The 15,986-nt window shown below is 63.8% G+C and carries 13 protein-coding genes; 3 read left to right on the top strand and 10 right to left on the bottom strand.

Features of this window, described 5'->3' with window-relative positions:
• Nucleotides 1-264: 264 nt before the first annotated feature.
• The 6 genes from truA to leuC form a co-directional block, all read right to left on the bottom strand.
• Nucleotides 265-1,098 (bottom strand): tRNA pseudouridine(38-40) synthase TruA, encoded by an 834-nt coding sequence (gene truA / locus ACNKU3_RS02765; protein ID WP_418257880.1) that lies wholly within the window; start codon nucleotides 1,096-1,098, stop codon nucleotides 265-267.
• Complete coding sequence (locus ACNKU3_RS02760) at nucleotides 1,091-3,331, bottom strand: FimV family protein (RefSeq protein ID WP_418257879.1); 2,241 nt, start codon at nucleotides 3,329-3,331, stop codon at nucleotides 1,091-1,093. Before ACNKU3_RS02760 ends, truA begins: the two co-directional genes overlap by 8 nt.
• A gap of 233 nt (nucleotides 3,332-3,564) precedes the next feature.
• Nucleotides 3,565-4,587 (bottom strand): aspartate-semialdehyde dehydrogenase, encoded by a 1,023-nt coding sequence (locus ACNKU3_RS02755; protein WP_418257878.1) that lies wholly within the window; start codon nucleotides 4,585-4,587, stop codon nucleotides 3,565-3,567.
• A gap of 292 nt (nucleotides 4,588-4,879) precedes the next feature.
• Nucleotides 4,880-5,953, bottom strand: a complete 1,074-nt coding sequence (gene leuB, locus ACNKU3_RS02750; RefSeq protein ID WP_418257877.1) for a 3-isopropylmalate dehydrogenase — start codon at nucleotides 5,951-5,953, stop codon at nucleotides 4,880-4,882.
• A gap of 204 nt (nucleotides 5,954-6,157) precedes the next feature.
• The gene (gene leuD, locus ACNKU3_RS02745; protein WP_418257876.1) at nucleotides 6,158-6,805 is read right to left on the bottom strand and encodes a 3-isopropylmalate dehydratase small subunit; all 648 of its coding nucleotides are present in this window, start codon (nucleotides 6,803-6,805) and stop codon (nucleotides 6,158-6,160) included.
• Between the two features lie 9 nt (nucleotides 6,806-6,814).
• On the bottom strand, nucleotides 6,815-8,233 hold the full coding sequence (leuC, locus tag ACNKU3_RS02740) for a 3-isopropylmalate dehydratase large subunit (RefSeq protein WP_418257875.1): 1,419 nt from the start codon (nucleotides 8,231-8,233) through the stop codon (nucleotides 6,815-6,817).
• Between the two features lie 125 nt (nucleotides 8,234-8,358).
• On the opposite strand from leuC, the gene ACNKU3_RS02735 reads away from it, so the two are divergent.
• The 3 genes from ACNKU3_RS02735 to ACNKU3_RS02725 all read left to right on the top strand — a co-directional run bounded on the left by ACNKU3_RS02735 (nucleotide 8,359) and on the right by ACNKU3_RS02725 (nucleotide 11,254).
• Entirely contained in the window at nucleotides 8,359-9,249 is an 891-nt protein-coding gene (locus ACNKU3_RS02735) for a LysR family transcriptional regulator (RefSeq protein ID WP_418257957.1), read from the top strand.
• Between the two features lie 116 nt (nucleotides 9,250-9,365).
• Nucleotides 9,366-10,421: a MarR family winged helix-turn-helix transcriptional regulator gene (locus ACNKU3_RS02730; protein ID WP_418257874.1), complete on the top strand. Its 1,056-nt coding sequence runs from the start codon at nucleotides 9,366-9,368 to the stop codon at nucleotides 10,419-10,421.
• A 2-nt stretch (nucleotides 10,422-10,423) separates the two neighbouring features.
• A complete protein-coding gene (locus tag ACNKU3_RS02725; RefSeq protein ID WP_418257873.1) occupies nucleotides 10,424-11,254 on the top strand; it encodes a sterol desaturase family protein in 831 nt (276 codons plus the stop codon).
• Nucleotides 11,255-11,419: 165 nt separating this feature from the next.
• Here ACNKU3_RS02725 and ACNKU3_RS02720 read toward each other — a convergent pair whose 3' ends face one another.
• From ACNKU3_RS02720 to ACNKU3_RS02705, 4 genes are all read right to left on the bottom strand, one after another.
• Complete coding sequence (locus ACNKU3_RS02720; protein WP_418257872.1) at nucleotides 11,420-11,920, bottom strand: PaaI family thioesterase; 501 nt, start codon at nucleotides 11,918-11,920, stop codon at nucleotides 11,420-11,422.
• Between the two features lie 14 nt (nucleotides 11,921-11,934).
• Nucleotides 11,935-12,402, bottom strand: a complete 468-nt coding sequence (locus ACNKU3_RS02715; protein ID WP_418257871.1) for a flavodoxin domain-containing protein — start codon at nucleotides 12,400-12,402, stop codon at nucleotides 11,935-11,937.
• A gap of 399 nt (nucleotides 12,403-12,801) precedes the next feature.
• Nucleotides 12,802-15,021: a bifunctional 23S rRNA (guanine(2069)-N(7))-methyltransferase RlmK/23S rRNA (guanine(2445)-N(2))-methyltransferase RlmL gene (rlmKL, locus tag ACNKU3_RS02710; RefSeq protein ID WP_418257870.1), complete on the bottom strand. Its 2,220-nt coding sequence runs from the start codon at nucleotides 15,019-15,021 to the stop codon at nucleotides 12,802-12,804.
• Nucleotides 15,021-15,794 carry a hypothetical protein gene (locus ACNKU3_RS02705; RefSeq protein ID WP_418257869.1) on the bottom strand — a complete coding sequence of 258 codons (774 nt, stop codon included), beginning with the start codon at nucleotides 15,792-15,794 and terminating at the stop codon, nucleotides 15,021-15,023. The genes rlmKL and ACNKU3_RS02705 overlap by 1 nt, the downstream gene beginning before the upstream one ends.
• Between the last annotated feature and the right edge of the window lie 192 nt (nucleotides 15,795-15,986).

Here is a 15,986-nt window from a genome sequence, read left to right as displayed (position 1 = left end):
AATCAGCGAAAATTCAGGCGGCGCATGATAGCAGAAGCGCCGCGGGCTGTCTGTAATCCCGCAAACTGGACGCTACGAACCTGAATCTCGCACCACCGGTAGAGTGTGAGGCGGAACCTGCCTGCCGGGACCGTGTGGCGACATGGATGTCGCCTCCCGAGCCTGCACATGGATGTGCGCTTTTTGGCGTGTCCCGGCAGGCAGGTTCCGCCTCGCGCTCGGCAAGTTGACCTCCGCTCTGCACGAGCAATCCAGCCCAGCTTTTCAGAGCAACGCGGGGCCGTAGGGTGTGGGCGGCAACTGGTAGTGATCGGGATACTCGATTTCCGCCAGGTAGAGACCATCCGGCGGCGCGGTATCCGCAGCCTTGGTGCGATCGCGCCCTTCCAGCAATTCGGCAATCCAGCCCGCTTGCTGGCGCCCGCTGCCCACCGCCATCAGCGAGCCGGCGATATTGCGCACCATGTGGTGCAGGAAGGCGTTGGCGCGAATCTCGATGACGACAAAATCCCCGCGGCGCTCGACAGCCACTTCCTGCACGTTGCGCATCGGTGTGGTGGATTGGCAGGAGGCGGCGCGGAAGGCCGAGAAATCACGCTCGCCCAGCATGCACTGGGCTTCCCTGTGCATGACGGCGGCATCCAGCGGGAAGCGCTGCCAGGTTACCAGGCCGGGCAGCAGGGCCGGCCTGATTGGTGTGTTGACGATGACGTAGCGGTAGCGGCGCGACAGGGCGGAAAAACGGGCGTGGAACTCTTCGGGCACCGCCTGCGCCCAGTGCAGGCGCACGTCCAGCGGCAGGTTGCCGTTGCCGCCCATGACCCAGGCCTTGGGCGAGCGGCTTGCCGGCGCGTCGAAATGGATGACCTGGGCGTGGCCGTGGACTCCGGTATCGGTGCGGCCGGCACAGTGTACCCGCACCGGCGCCGCAGCGACGGCGAACAGCGCGGCTTCCAGCGCAGCCTGCACTGTGGGGACATCCGGATCGGGTTGAATTTGCCAGCCGTTGAAGCGGGAGCCGTTGTACTCGACTCGACAGGCTATGCGGCTTCCAGCGGGAAGCGGCTCCGGAGAGAGCCGCGGGAATGAATCAGTCAATGCGCTCCAGCAGGGCCTCTGCCTCGGAGCGGTACTCATCGGAGCCCTCGGCGATGACTTCCTCGAGAATCTGCCGCGCACCGTCTTCGTCGCCCATATCCAGGTAGGCGCGGGCGAGGTCCAGCTTGGTGGACATGCCGTTGGCGTCCGCGGCGATGACCAGGTCTTCATCGTCATCGTCGTCATCACCCAGGGGGCTGTCAGCGAAGTCGGCGGACAGGTCGAGGTCGTCGTCGAGGTCGTCAACGACGTCAACGATGCCATCCTCGATCTCGAGACCGGCGAAATCCGCTTCCAGGCTGCCGCCGACTTCCTCGGCAAGACCGGCAGGCGGCATGGACTGGGACTCGCTCTCACCCAGCAGTTCGCGGGCCCGGGCTGCGGCCGCACTGTCACCGCGCGCCTCGAGTTCATACATCTGTTCACGGGCCGCGGGCCGATTGCCCATGTTGATCTCGGCCTCGACCAGCTTCAGGCGATAGGCACTGTTGTCCGGCTCGTTATCCAGCGCATTGCGCAGCAGTTCGCGCGCCTGGGGATAGCGCCCGTAGGCGATGTAGATATCGGCCTCCGCCAGGGCATCGTTGGAATCGACGTCCGCGGCGTACTCGTCGTGCTTGCGCTCGCCATAGCCGCGATTCGGCACTACCGGTTCGGCGTCAAGAACGATATCCGACTCGAGGTCCAGTTCATCCTCGATATCTTCGGTCACCGCGGCGGACCCGGCCGGCGTGGATTTCAGTTTGACATCCGCGAACGCATCCCTGGCCGAAGCACTGGTAGGCAGTTCGGTCTCTTCCTCGTCATCCGCGCCGCGACGGCGCAGGAACAGGAATACGAGAATCGCCAGGACGATGGCACCCAGGCCGTAGAGCAGGTAGCTCAGCCAGCCGGAATCCTCGGGCGGGGGCGCCGGACGCGGCTGGGGTTTGGGCTGGGGCGCGGGAGCCACTTCAGCCGCTTCCGGCTCGGGCTCCGGTTCCATAGCGCTTTCGCCGGTCGAAGATTGGTCGAGGGCTGCCTCGTCGGCATACTCAGCGCCCTGTTCGGCCGCATCGAGCATTTCGCCTTCGACGATTTCGCCCGCCATTGCGTCTTCACTATCCAGCGCGGTTTCGTCGCTGTAGCTGTCCCCTGCGCTGCCAGCGCCACTGCGCGCCTCGGCGAGGGCTTCCTGCAGGTCAGCAATCTGCTGGTCCTTGAGCTTGACCAGGTCCTGCAATTCCGCAATTTCCGCGGCGGCACCGGACCCACCATCGTTGCTCGCGCCTGCGGCCCCGGCGTTCATCGCGGAGGGCGACTCGCCCGCAACTGCTGCTGACGTTTCGGTGGGTTCAGCGGAAATACGCAGTGACGGACCGCTGCTCGGTGCGCTGGGCCGGCCCGCGCGCCAGTCTTCGTTTTGTTGTTTCACTTCCGCCAGGGCCGTTTGCAGGTCCTGGGAACTGATGTCTCCGTCCTTCGGCAGGTAGATGATATAACCTGCCTTGATCTGGTTGATGTTGCCGTTGATGAAGGCGTCGGGATTCAGGCGCTGGATGTCCAGCATGGTCTGGTGTACCGAGGCGCCAGCGGGTTTGCCCCGGGATGCGATTTCCCACAGCGTGTCGTCGCGGGAAATCATGTAACGGCTGCCGGGCATCGGCGTGCCGGAGGTCTCGGCGTTGAAATCGCGCTGGGGCATCTCCCCGGGGCCGAGATCCGACTCCCGTACGTCGACCCGGGTACCGCTAGTCGCCGCTGCCCCCTGGGGCTTTTTTGCTTCGGATTCCGGCGCGGGAATGCCTTCGACTTCCTCGACGCGTTCGCTGGCTGACACGACCCGGGTGCCGGTCTCGAACAGCGGCGGATCGAGCAGCACCGTGTATTCGCGCAGCAGGCGGCCGGATGGCCAGCGCGCCTCGACGATGAAATCGAGATAGGGTTCCAGGACCGGCTCTTCGGATTTGATGGTGATGGTGCCGCGACCGCTGGCGTCGATATTGACGTCGAACTGGATGCTGGTGAGGAAATAGGCGCGCTCTACACCCAGGCGATCGAAATCGTCCCGGGAGGCCAGCCGGATGTGGATCTCGTCCTCGTGCAGACCGGCGGTATTGAGCAGGTCCACGCTGGCTTCCAGCGGCTCATTGAGAAACGAATCGAGCTTGATGTCGCCGAGTCCGAGCGCGAAGCTCGAACTGGCGTGCAGACAGCCCAGTGAGAAAGCGACGGCGGTAAGTTTACGAGCCATACCCAAGCCTTATTATGTCCTGCATTTCCCCTACCGACCCCCCTGATGGCCCGGCTCCTGTCGGAATCGCCCTGCTGCCAGGCTCATTTTCTTGCCCCGATGAGCGTGATCAGGGCGCGCCCGGAAGGTTTCAAAAACCCGCCTGGCGCGCCGCGGGCGACCCCATATACGGCTCAAGTATCAGTGAACCAGATGCGTTAATCAAGGCAGCATCTGGCGTTATCTGCACTTAATTACAGATAGTTTTCAATCAGCGCTTCGGCGATCTGGACGCTGTTCAGGGCCGCGCCTTTGCGCACGTTATCGGAAACCACCCAGAGGTCGAGGCCGCGCGGATGGGAAATGTCCTCGCGAACCCGGCCGACGAATACCGGGTCCTGGCCGGCCGCTTCGGTGACCGCCGTCGGGTAACCGCCGGCCGCCCGCTCGTCCAGCAGTGTCACGCCCGGCGCATTGGCCAGCAGTTCGTAGGCTTTCTCCAGGGTGATCTTTTCGCGGGTCTCGATGTGCACCGCCTCGGAGTGGCCGAAAAATACCGGGATGCGCACGCAGGTCGGGTTGACCTGGATGCTGTCATCGCCAAAAATTTTCTGGGTTTCCCAGACCATCTTCATTTCTTCCCGGGTATAGCCGTTGTCCTGGAAGGTGTCGATGTGCGGCAGCGCGTTGAAGGCGATCTGTTTCGGGTAGACCTCGCACTCGATGGACTGGCCATTGAGCAGTCGCGCGGTCTGGCCGGCCAGTTCCTCGATGGCTTCCTTGCCGGTACCGGACACGGCCTGGTAGGTACAGACGTTGATCCGTTCGATGCCGACGGCGTCGTAGATCGGCTTCAGCGCCACCAGCATCTGGATGGTGGAGCAGTTGGGGTTGGCGATGATGTTGCGGGTCTTGTAGCCCTCCAGCGCGTGCAGGTTCACTTCCGGCACGATCAGGGGGATGTCTTCGTCGCGGCGAAAATGCGAGGTGTTGTCGATGACCACGCAGCCGGCTGCGGCGGCCTTGGGCGCAAACTCTTCGGAGATGCTGCCGCCGGCGGAAAACAGGCCGATCTGCACCTGGCTGAAATCGAACTCGGCGAGGTCGCCGATGGTGATCGATTTGCCCTTGAATTTCACGGTCTTGCCGGCGGAGCGGCTGGAGGCCAGCGGGTACAGGTTGCGCACGGGGAAATCCCGCTGCTCGAGGATTTCCATCATCACTTCGCCTACCGCACCGGTGGCGCCGACGACTGCTACATCATATTGCTTGCTCATTGCTTCATTCCTCCTGCTTTATCAATTCTTCAGTTTGGCTCCGGTTGCTCGGTGGCATATCCGGTGCCCGGGACTCTTTCCTTTACAACCATTCCTTTCGCGTTAACGCGCCAGGCCGACATGGTTCGCTACCTGGTTATTACCTTGGTCAGCGTTTTGGCAGTGCCTTCACGGCCCGGCGAGGGAGGTTTAGCCCTCTGCGGGTACGCCAAAAAGCGCACATCCATGTGCAGGCTCGGCTTCCACGCTCCGTCGTTACCGTTTCCGGCGCCAGATGCTCGCTCTGCCAGGTTCAGAGCGCGGCGACTACCGCTTCGCCCATTTCACGCGTGCCGACCAGTTGCATGCCTTCGCTGTGGATGTCACCGGTGCGCAGGCCCGCGTCGAGTACCTTGCTCACCGCGGCTTCGACCAGGTCCGCCGCTTCCGGCGCCGCCAGGGTGTAGCGCAGCATCATGGCGACAGACAGGATGGTCGCCAGCGGGTTGGCCTTGTCCTGGCCGGCGATGTCCGGCGCGCTGCCATGGCAGGGTTCGTACATGCCGCGGCCGTCCTTGTCGAGGGAGGCCGAGGGCAGCATGCCGATGGAGCCGGTGAGCATGGCGGCGGCGTCGGAGAGGATGTCGCCAAACATGTTGCCGGTGACGATCACGTCGAATTGCTTGGGCCGCAACACCAGCTGCATGGCGGCGTTGTCCACGTACATGTGGGACAGTTCGACGTCCGGGTAGTCCTTCGACAGCTCTTCCATCACTTCGCGCCAGAGCATGGTGGCTTCCAGCACGTTGGCCTTGTCCACGCTGCACACCCGGCCGTTGCGCTTGCGCGCGGCGTCGAAGGCGAGGTGGCCGATGCGGCGGATTTCCGACTCGCTGTATTTGTAGGTGTTGTAGCCCTCGCGCTCGCCGTTTTCCAGGGTGCGGATGCCGCGCGGCTCGCCGAAGTAGATACCGCCGGTCAGCTCGCGCACGATGAGGATGTCGAGGCCGGCGACGATCTCGGGCTTCAGGCTCGACGCCGCCGCCAGCTGGGGATACAGGATGGCCGGGCGCAGGTTGCCGAACAGCTGCAGCTCGGAGCGGATTTTCAGCAGGCCGCGTTCGGGGCGGATGCTGCGCTCGATAGTGTCCCACTTGGGGCCGCCGACGGCGCCGAGCAGGATGGCTTCGGCGGCGCGGGCCTTGTCCAGGGTGACCTGCGGGCAGGGTTCGCCGTGTTCGTCGATGGCGGCGCCGCCGAGCAGGCCGTAGTCCAGTTGCAGGCCGAGACCGCATTGCTTGTCAACGGCTTCCAGGACCGCAACGGCCTGGGTGACGATTTCCGGGCCGATACCGTCGCCCGGGAGGATCAGGATTTGTTTGCTCATTTAATCTCTACCTTGCTTACAGCATTGTTCTGGTGGCGAGCGCGACGGGAATCCGGTTGCCGGAACACGCCAAACAGCGCACGTCCATGTGCAGGCTCGGTCGGCGACGTCCTGTCGCCGAACGGTTCCGGCAACCGGATTCCCGCCACACTCGCGGTGCCACACTGCGGCTACCGCATTCTATTCGGTCTTTGAAAACCGGGTTTACTGAATCGCCCCGAACAACCACGGCGACTTTTCCTTCCACTGCGCCTCGTAGGCGCGAATGGCCGGCTCGCGCTGCAGGGTCAGGCCGATGTCGTCCAGGCCTTCCAGCAGGCAGTGGCGGCGGAAGTCGTCCACCTCGAAGGGCAGCTCCTCGCCACTGGGGGTCACAACCACTTTGCGTTCGAGGTCGATGGTCAGCTGGTAGCCTTCGTTGGCGTACATCTCGTCGAACAGGCGGGCTACGATCGCGGTGTCCAGTGCGATCGGCAGCACGCCGTTCTTGAAGCAGTTGTTGTAGAAGATGTCGGCGAAGCTCGGCGCAATGATGCTGCGGAAGCCGTAATCTTCCAGCGCCCAGGGGGCGTGTTCGCGGCTGGAACCGCAGCCGAAGTTCTCCCGCGCCAGCAGCACGGAGGCGCCCTGGTAGCGGGGGAAGTTCAGCGGAAACTCGGTGTTCAGCGGCCGGTTACTGCAGTCCTGGCCGGGCTGGCCTTCGTCGAGGTAGCGCAGTTCGTCGAACAGGTTGGGGCCGAAGCCGCTGCGCTTGATCGATTTCAGGAACTGCTTGGGGATGATCAGGTCGGTGTCCACGTTGGCGCGGTCCATCGGCGCGACCAGTCCGGTTACCACGGTAAATGCTTTCATCGTTCTCTCCTACCAGTCGCGCACGTCGACGAAATGACCGGCGATCGCCGCTGCGGCTGCCATGGCCGGGCTGACCAGGTGGGTGCGCCCGCCGAAGCCCTGGCGGCCTTCGAAATTACGGTTCGAGGTGGAGGCGCAGTGTTCGCCCGCACCCAGTTTGTCGGCGTTCATGGCCAGGCACATGGAACAGCCGGGTTCGCGCCACTCGAGGCCGGCCTCGATGAAGACGCGGTCCAGGCCCTCTGCCTCGGCCTGCTTTTTCACTTCGCCGGAGCCGGGAACGACCATCGCCTGCTTGACCGAGTCGGCGACCTTGCGGCCCTTGACCACCGCCGCGGCTTCGCGCAGGTCCTCGATGCGCGAGTTGGTACAGGAACCGATAAACACGCGGTCGGGCTTGATATCGCCGATCTTCATGCCGGCGGTGAGGCCCATGTACTCCAGCGCGCGTTCGACAGCTGCTCGCTTGGTCGCATCTTCTATACGGGCCGGGTCGGGCACGTTGCCATCCACCGGCAGCACCATCTCCGGGGAGGTGCCCCAGGTGACCTGCGGCTTGATCTCCTCGCCCCGCAGCTCCACCACCGCGTCGAAGACGGCGTCGTCGTCGGAGTGCAGCTCGCGCCAGGCGGTGACGGCCAGTTCCCACTGCTCGCCTTTCGGCGCATAGGGACGGCCTTTGACATATTCGATGGTGGTGTCGTCCACCGCTACCATGCCCATGCGGGCGCCGGCCTCGATGGACATGTTGCACAGGGTCATGCGCCCTTCCATGCTCAGCGCGCGGATCGCCTCACCGCCGAACTCGATGGCGTAGCCGGTGCCGCCGGCGGTGCCGATCTTGCCGATGATGGCGAGCGCGACATCCTTGGCAGTGACGCCGGTCTGCAGACTGCCGTCGACGCGGACCAGCATGTTCTTCATCTTTTTCTGGATCAGGCACTGGGTGGCGAGCACGTGCTCCACCTCGGAGGTGCCGATACCGTGGGCCAGGGCACCCAGGGCGCCGTGGGTGGAGGTGTGGGAGTCACCGCAGACGATGGTCATGCCCGGCAGGGTCGCGCCCTGCTCCGGCCCGACCACGTGGACGATGCCCTGGCGCACGTCGTTGATGTCGAACTTGACGATATCGAAGTCCTCGCAGTTCTCGTCGAGGGTCTGCACCTGCAGGCGGGACACCGGGTCGGCGATGGCCGCGACGCCACCGGCGCGCTCGGCGCGGTCGGTGGGCACGTTGTGGTCGGGCACCGCGAGGTTGGCGTCGCGGCGCCAGGGCTGGCGCCCGGCCAGGCGCAGGCCCTCGAAGGCCTGCGGCGAGGTCACTTCGTGGATCAGCTGGCGGTCGATATAGATGAGGGCGCTGCCGTCGTCGCGCGCCTCGACCAGGTGGCTCTGCCACAATTTGTCGTACAGGGTCTGTCCTGCCATGGGACACCTCGGTAGTGCTGGATAGGTTTTGAGGCTGTGAATTATGTGCTTGCCAATGCAATTACTCAAATTTATTATTTTTATCCAATAGATGAATTTTAGGAATATTAATAGGCGGCCTTATGCTGGATCTGCAGAACCTGCAGGCCTTTTTGCTGGTAGCTGAAACCGGCTCCTTCTCCCTGGCGGCGGAACAACTGCACCTCACCCAGCCGGCGGTGAGCAAGCGGGTTGCCCTGCTGGAAGATGCTCTCGGCAACAAGCTGTTCGACCGCATCGGGCGCTCCACCAGCCTGACCGAGGCCGGCCTGGCCCTGCTGCCCCACGCCAAGTCCATCGAGCAGGAACTGCAGGCGGCGGCGCGCTCGGTGAGCGACCTCGCCGGCGGCGTCGGCGGTGACCTGCGGATCGCCACCAGCCACCATATCGGCCTGCACCGCCTGCCGCCGGTGCTGAGCAGTTTCAGCCGCGACTACCCGGCGGTGCACCTGGACATCGATTTCATGGATTCGGAACAGGCCTACGAACTGGTGCTGCAGGGCAAGGTGGAACTGGCGGTGGTGACCCTGTCCCCCGAGGAGGAACCCAGCGTCATCGACGACCCGATCTGGCACGACCCGTTGGAGGTGATGATCGCCCGCGACCACGAACTGTTCGCGAGCAACCCGAGGCCCGACCTGGATGCCCTCAGCCACCTGCCCGCCATCCTCCCCGGCCTCAATACCTATACCGGGCAGATCATCAAGCAACTGTTCGATAAACGCGGACTCGAACTCAAGGTCACACTGGCCACCAACTACCTCGAAACCATCCGCATGATGGCTTCGGTGGGGCTTGGCTGGACCATCCTGCCGCGCAGCATGGGCGACGATTCGCTCACCCTGATCGACCTCCCGGACGTGGTCATGGAACGCGTGCTGGGCCTGATCTACCACCGCGGCCGCAGCCTGTCCCGGGCCGCCCAGGCCTTTATCGCCACTCTCAGGGAGCACGGGGACAACGTCGCCAACCCCTGAGCCGCTCCCCCAGCCCACCCCCCATTGCGCGATGCCGGAGCCGGCAAATGTGACCCAGCGCACATTTAGTAAATGCTAGTTGACCATATAGACAATTAGTGTTTACTATATGCCCCATGAAGGATGATACGCACAAGAGTATTCGCAATTTCCGCGATACCGTCGGCCGGGGCCTCGTGGGCCACCTGATGGTGATCGCGCACTTTGTGCAGAAATCCACGCTGGACAGCCTGCTGGAAAGCGGCAAATACCAGAAGCTCAGCCTCGCCTACGCCAGTTATATGGGCGCCCTCGCCGAGGGTCCCTGCACCCCCGGCGCACTGGCCGCAAAGCTCGATACCAGCAAACAGGCCTGCAGCAAGATCATTCGTGAACTGGAAAGCCTCGGGCTGACCAGCCGCTCGGCCAACCCCGAGGACAGCCGTTCCAGCCTGATTACGCTCACCGGCCAGGGCCAGCAACTGCTGCAGGACGGGATGCAGGTCGCCAACCGGATCCAGGCGGAACTGGCCGACGCCGTGGGCGAGGAAGCCCTGCGCGACCTCGACCGGGTGATCGACGGGCTGCGTATTGAACTGGGGATTCCGCAACCGGACTACACCTTCGCCAACGCCGCCATACGCCGTGCGCCACGACTCAATGCCCTGTTGCCGCTGCTGAACGACGCGCTGCGCCTGCGCCTCGCCACTGCCCTGGCGGGGCGTGGCTTCGCCGGCCTGAAATCCAGCTTCGGCCAGGTGCTCGGCCTCGCCGCCCGCGAGGGCCGGCACATCCAGTACATGGCTTCGATCCTCGGCGTGAGCAAGCAGTCGGTGGCGGCAACGGTCGCCGAACTCGACACGCTCGGTTACGTCGTACGCGAAACCGACCCTGCGGATCGTCGCCAGGTGATCGTGCGGCTCTCGCCGCGGGGCGAGGAATTGATCCGCAGCTCGATCGACTGCGCCCGGGAACTGGAAACCGAACTGCGCGACCACCTGGGTGAGCGTGACTTCCAGGTCCTGGAGAACACCCTCGAGGCGCTGTACCTGAAAATGGCGGAGAAATACGACAACGCCGGCGTACTCCCTGCCCGGATCCAGCAACTTTCCGATTTTCTCATCAACGAACTGGGCGTTGCGGGTACCCGCACCCTGGCTCAACACCTTCTCAACATAACCAGAGGTAACTAGCGATGGACGCAACCTTCATCACGGAATTTCTCGCAGGAGGCGAGTGGCTGCTCTCTCTCTACGCTTTCATCGGTGTACTGGCCGTCATGGGCGCCGGGCGCGTGATGGTGCGCCTGGTACCGGCCTTCCGCCAGACCGCCGCACTGAACAAGGAGGTCGCGGACAAACAGGTCCAGAAAAGCTTCTACATGCCAATCCAGCGCCGCAGCATGAAGTGGGGCCTGATCATCCAGACCGCGGTATTCGTCGCCATCATTCCCTTCGTCGTCACCAGCGAAGCGCAGCCCTGGTGGCACATCCCGCTGGATATCTTCGTGATCCTGATGTTCTACGACTTCTTCTACTACCTGACCCACCGCTTCGTCTTCCACGACGGCGGCTTCGGCCCGGGACCGCTGATGTGGGTACACGCGGTACACCACCAGCAGAAGAACCCCTGCCGCAAGGACTCCAACTACCTGCACCCGCTGGAAACCAGCATCGGCATCGGCCTGTTCGGGGTGAGCATCGCGGTACTGGGCGCGCTGATGGGTCCCTTCCATATCGCCACCGTGATCATTACCTGGGTAGCGTTCTCGGAAATCAACCAGCACAACCACGACCGCATGGAGGTGGACCGCTTCCCCTTCAAGTACCTGAACTACATGTCGTTCATGCACCACGTGCACCACTCACGCTTCACTTCCGGGAACTTCGCGACCATCTCGCTGTTCTACGACTGGCTGTTCGGCACCTACGACGTCGGCGATGGCTGGGGCAAGAACAAGCGCGAACCGCAGCAGAGCAAGCCGCAGCAGAAGCCGGCACCGGCACCGCAGCAGCAGGCTGCCTGACGCCACGCAGGGTCCATACTGAACTGGAAAGCCCGGGGATTATCGCCCGGGCTTTTTTTTGCCTGGCTCCAGTGTGCAGCCCGGAATACCAGCCAACGAGCCACCAGCAGTGACCGCGTGGCGCGAGAACCAGCGCCCTGCGATTCCCCGAGGCAGGCTCGTAAACTAGCCGGAGCCTTCCGGGGAATCGAGGTCGAGACCCCGCCACATCCCCGGCAGGAAATCGCCGCGCTCCCCCACCCCGCTGTGCCGGGCGAAATAGAACGTGCCGTTGTAGCGGGCGATAACCCGTTCGCCGTTGCGAATCAGGCCGTGGGCAAAGCCGAAGTTCTTGCGCACCGAGACGCCTTCCAGTTCGCTCTGCAGCCATTGGCCGAGCTTGCCGGCGGCGATGAAGTCGAGGCTTATATTCACCGTGGGCGCCGCGGCGCGGCGCTCCGAGGCCAGAGTCGCGCCACTGGCGGCGGCGATGTCGGCCAGCGTCATGATGACCCCGCCGTGGCAGATCCCGAGGGAATTGCAGTGCTGCGGCCCCACCTGCAGGCCAAAATCCACGGTACCGTTGCGATAGCGCCGGTACAGGGGCTTGAAGCTGTCGATAAAACCGAGTCCCTCGGGCATCGGTTCGAAATCATCGGGAACGGGCTCCCGCGGGTGATCAGTCATAGTGCCAGTTCCTGTCAAAACACGCCCATCGACAGACCGGTGGCGAAGGCCTCGCCCAACTCGCCTGCCCGCTGCGCATGCGCCTCACACCACTCGCCGCGGCAGATGACCGGTTCGGTCGCCTGGGTCAGCGGAATCCCGCGCAGCAGGCGCTGCGCCTGGGCTACCGCGTTGCGGCCGTCATTGCCGGCGCTGACCAGCAGGGCGTAGGGCAGCAGCAGCTCGCGGTCGATGGCCGGGTAGAATACACGATCGATAAACTCCTTCATGCCGCCCGCCAGGTAACCGGCATTCTCCGCCGCCACCAGCAGCAGGCCCCCGGCCGCGGCCAGGTCGGTGACCGCGGCATCGCAGGCCCGGCGCACCCGGACCTCCACCTCGCCACCCTCCCCGGCCGCCTCCGCAGCGGCGCGGGCCATCCGCGCACAGGTGCCGCTCTGGCTGTGATAGACAATCAGCAGGACTTGCCGCGAATCACTCATATCAGGCTCCCTCACGCCGTCCAGGCACAGTGTGTGTACTGCAGGAGTAATCGCCCTCTGGATGCAGGAACACGAATTCACCAGCCTGGATTCGAGGATTTCCAGAACTTATCCACAGACCAGCCTGTGGATAAGTGTGGGGAAAAAGACTCCGGCCTACCCTGGTGTTATTTGGAGGCAGGGCTGCACCAATTCGGGTCAGAGCCTGCCAATAACTGTTTATTACCAACAAATCAACGACTTATCGGAAATTCTTGATGTCACGATTTTGTCATCAAATGTCCACATACAGGCACGTCAGTGTTTTTGTCAATGTGGATAGAAAACCCGGGGCAGCAAATTAGTGACCCCTAACGTTCAAAGCCAAGCCACTTCGCATGTTTCCTAATTTTACTGACTTCATTCGCCCGGTTTCCGATGGCGGATCCGGAAGCAGCAATGGATTCGCCGGTTGCGCTGGAAATCGGGATCCAGGGTGGATTCCGTGATGTCCTCACAAAGAAATTCCGCAGCCAGTTCGGGAGCGAGGCGAAAACCGCGCCGGTTATTGGAAAAATACAGTAAGCCGTCCGGCCGCAACCGCCCCATCGCAGTGCGCACCATCTCGAGGTGATCCCGCTGTACGTCGAAACTGCCCTCCATTGCCTTGGAGTTCGAAAACGAGGGCGGGTCGAGCAGGATCAGGTCGTAGTCCCTCTTCTCCTCGCGCAACCACTCCAGGCAATTGGCCCGCACCAGCCGGTTGCGCGATTCATCAAGGCCGTTGTGGGCCAGGTTCTTGCGCAGCCAGTCGAGGTAGGTATTGGACAGATCGACACTGGTGGTGCGGTGTGCTCCGCCCAGTGCGGCGTGGACCGTGGCACTGCCGGTATAGCAGAACAGGTTGAGAAAGTCCTTGCCTTTGGCCTCGCGGGCCAGCCGCAGGCGCACGGGACGGTGGTCGAGGAACAGGCCCGTATCCAGGTAATCGGTGAGGTTCACCAGCAGCTTGGCCTCGCCTTCACGCACGCTCATGAATTCGCCGCGATTGTCATGCTTTTCGTACTGGGCACTGCCGCGCTGCCGACTGCGCTGCTTGTAGACGATGCGGGATGGCGCGACATCCAGCGCGTCAGGCAGTGCCGCGGCCACCTCCTCCATACGCCGTGCCGCGGCTTCGGGCTCCACCCCCTTGGGCGCCTGGTATTCCGCCACGTGCACCCGGTCGCCGTAGATGTCGACCGCTACCGCATACTCGGGCATGTCGGCATCGTAGAGGCGGTAGCACTCGATACCCTCCCGTTGCAGCCAGGGCCGCAGGCGCTTGCGGTTCTTGCGAATCCGGTTGGCGAACATCTGCGCGCCCTCGCTGAGCGCCTCCGCAGGCGCCTTCGCCCGCGGGGCATCCCCGGAAGACGGGGCACCTTCGACGGTCCCCCTGCCGGGCTGGCGCAACTCGTTGTCACGCAGTGCGAAGAGCAGCAGGTGAGTCTCGATTGCGCCGTTGTACAGCGTGTACTGCTTGTGGCTGCGCAGGCCGATAGCGCGCCCCAGTTGCAGGTCGGAGGTGAACACGGCGGCGTCCCAGCCGCTGAACTCCCGCGCCATCAATTCACCGAGTTCCGCGTAGAGGTAACGCAGGCTCTGTTTCTCACCGAGGCGCTCACCGTAGGGCGGATTGCACAGCAGCAGACCCTTTTCCAGCGGGCGGTGGGTCGGTTTCTTCACCGTGGCGAGGGCCTTGCAACTGACCCGCACCCACTTTTCCAGGCCCGCTTCGGCAATGTTTTCCTGGGCCCGGCGCACCACCTTCGGATCGGCGTCATAGCCGCGAATTTCCGGCATCGCAGCGGCGAGACCACGCTCCCTGCGGCCCTTGGCATCGGCGATAATCGCCCGCCACTGGGCGTCGTTATGGTCGCGCAGCCCCTCGAAACCGAAACGCCGGCGGCCGAGGCCGGGGGCGATATCCGCCGCCATCAGCGCGCCCTCGATCAACAGGGTGCCGGAACCGCACATCGGGTCGATCAGTGCGCCGTCCTCCGCCGCCATTGCCGGCCATCCGGCGCGCAGCAGGATCGCCGCCGCGAGGTTTTCCTTCAGCGGCGCGGCGCCCGCCGAGACGCGGTACCCGCGCCGGTGCAGGGAGCCACCGGAAAAATCCACGGCCACCGCCGCACGCCCCTTGCTCAGGTGCACATTGATGCGCACGTCCGGACGCTGCCGGTCCACCGAGGGGCGCACGCCACCGTGGCGCACAAACCAGTCGACGATCGCGTCCTTGCTGCGCTGGGCGCCGAACTGGGTGTTGCGGATACTGCGGTTCTGCCCGGAAAAATCCACCGCGAAACTCTGCTGTGCCCGCATCACCGCGGACCAGTCGACCTCGCTCAGGCCCGTGTACAGGGCATCGGCATCGCCGGCCTCGACGGTAGCCAGGGGCAGCAGGATGCGGTTGGCCAGGCGCGACCACAGGCAGGCGCGATAGCCCAGCGCCCGCGGACCGCTGAAATGGACCCCGGCGATGGTTTCGCGCACGTCGCTGGCGCCGAGTCCGGTGAGTTCTTCCTGCAGCAGGCTTTCCAAACCGCGGGGGCAGGCGGCAAACCACTGGATTGCCGCCGGTTCAGGTATTGTCATCAGGCCTTCTTGGTACTCGACGAGGAGGTTTTCCTGGGTCTGGCCGCACGGGGTTTCGCCGGCTTGCTGGCTGCGCCAGACCTGTTTTTACTGGCGGCGGAGGTCTTTGCCCGGGCGCGGGAAGCCGCGGGTTTACTCGCCGCTTCGGCTTTTGGCTCCGGGGCGACCGTGCGCGCGGCTTTTTCCCGCTGCATCATCTCCACCACCAATTCCCCGGAATGCGTCATGTAGTCTATAAATCGCTCGAACTCGGCGTCGGACAGGCCGCGCAGCACATCGTGCTGCCGGTACAGGTTGACGAACCGGCGCTCCCGCTCGTACTGGCGCGGCAGTGCCATCACACCGAGTTGCTCCAGGGTTTTTTCCAGCGCGGGATTATAGGTGCGCATGAACTTGATGAGAAATGGAATCGGGTCGTGCCGGGCCAACAGCGAGGCGCTGCGCAACATCAGCTCCAGCGGCATGATGATCTTGCCGTGCTCCACATCCTCCAGCACCTGCTTGTCCTTCAGCCCGAGGCTCTCCGCCAGTTCGCGGATCGACAGCCCGGCGGTTTCCCGCGCGTCGCGCAACACGTTCCCCGCCTCGCGCATCGCCTCCATGCGTTCCGGCTCGAAGTGGTTGAGCACTGTGGCGCGCAGCCAGGTTTCGCCGAACATGGCGGTCATGGTGGCCGTGGTACGCGCCAGTTCGAAGGTACTGCCCGCCACCTGGCCGGTCAGCCGGCGCAGGGACTCGAGCAGGGAATCACTGCTGTGGTCGTCGTTTTCCATGGGATGGCAGCCGCTATCCGGTCCGGGGACACGGCAAATAGCATAGCGTACTCGGTGGGAATTAAGGAATGGGGGGACTGAGCTGGGAATGACCGCGCCTGCAGCATGTGCCCAAGGTAGAGTGTGAGCCAGAACATTCCCACTGGAACCGTGTGGCGACAGGGATGTCGCCACCCGAGTCTGCACATGGAT

Origin of the sequence: Haliea sp. E17 (genome assembly GCF_048323675.1) — a bacterium.
Taxonomy (GTDB): Bacteria; Pseudomonadota; Gammaproteobacteria; order Pseudomonadales; family Halieaceae; genus Mangrovimicrobium.
Note: the sequence above shows the minus strand (reverse complement) of the source record. Positions and strands in the feature narration are given on the sequence as shown.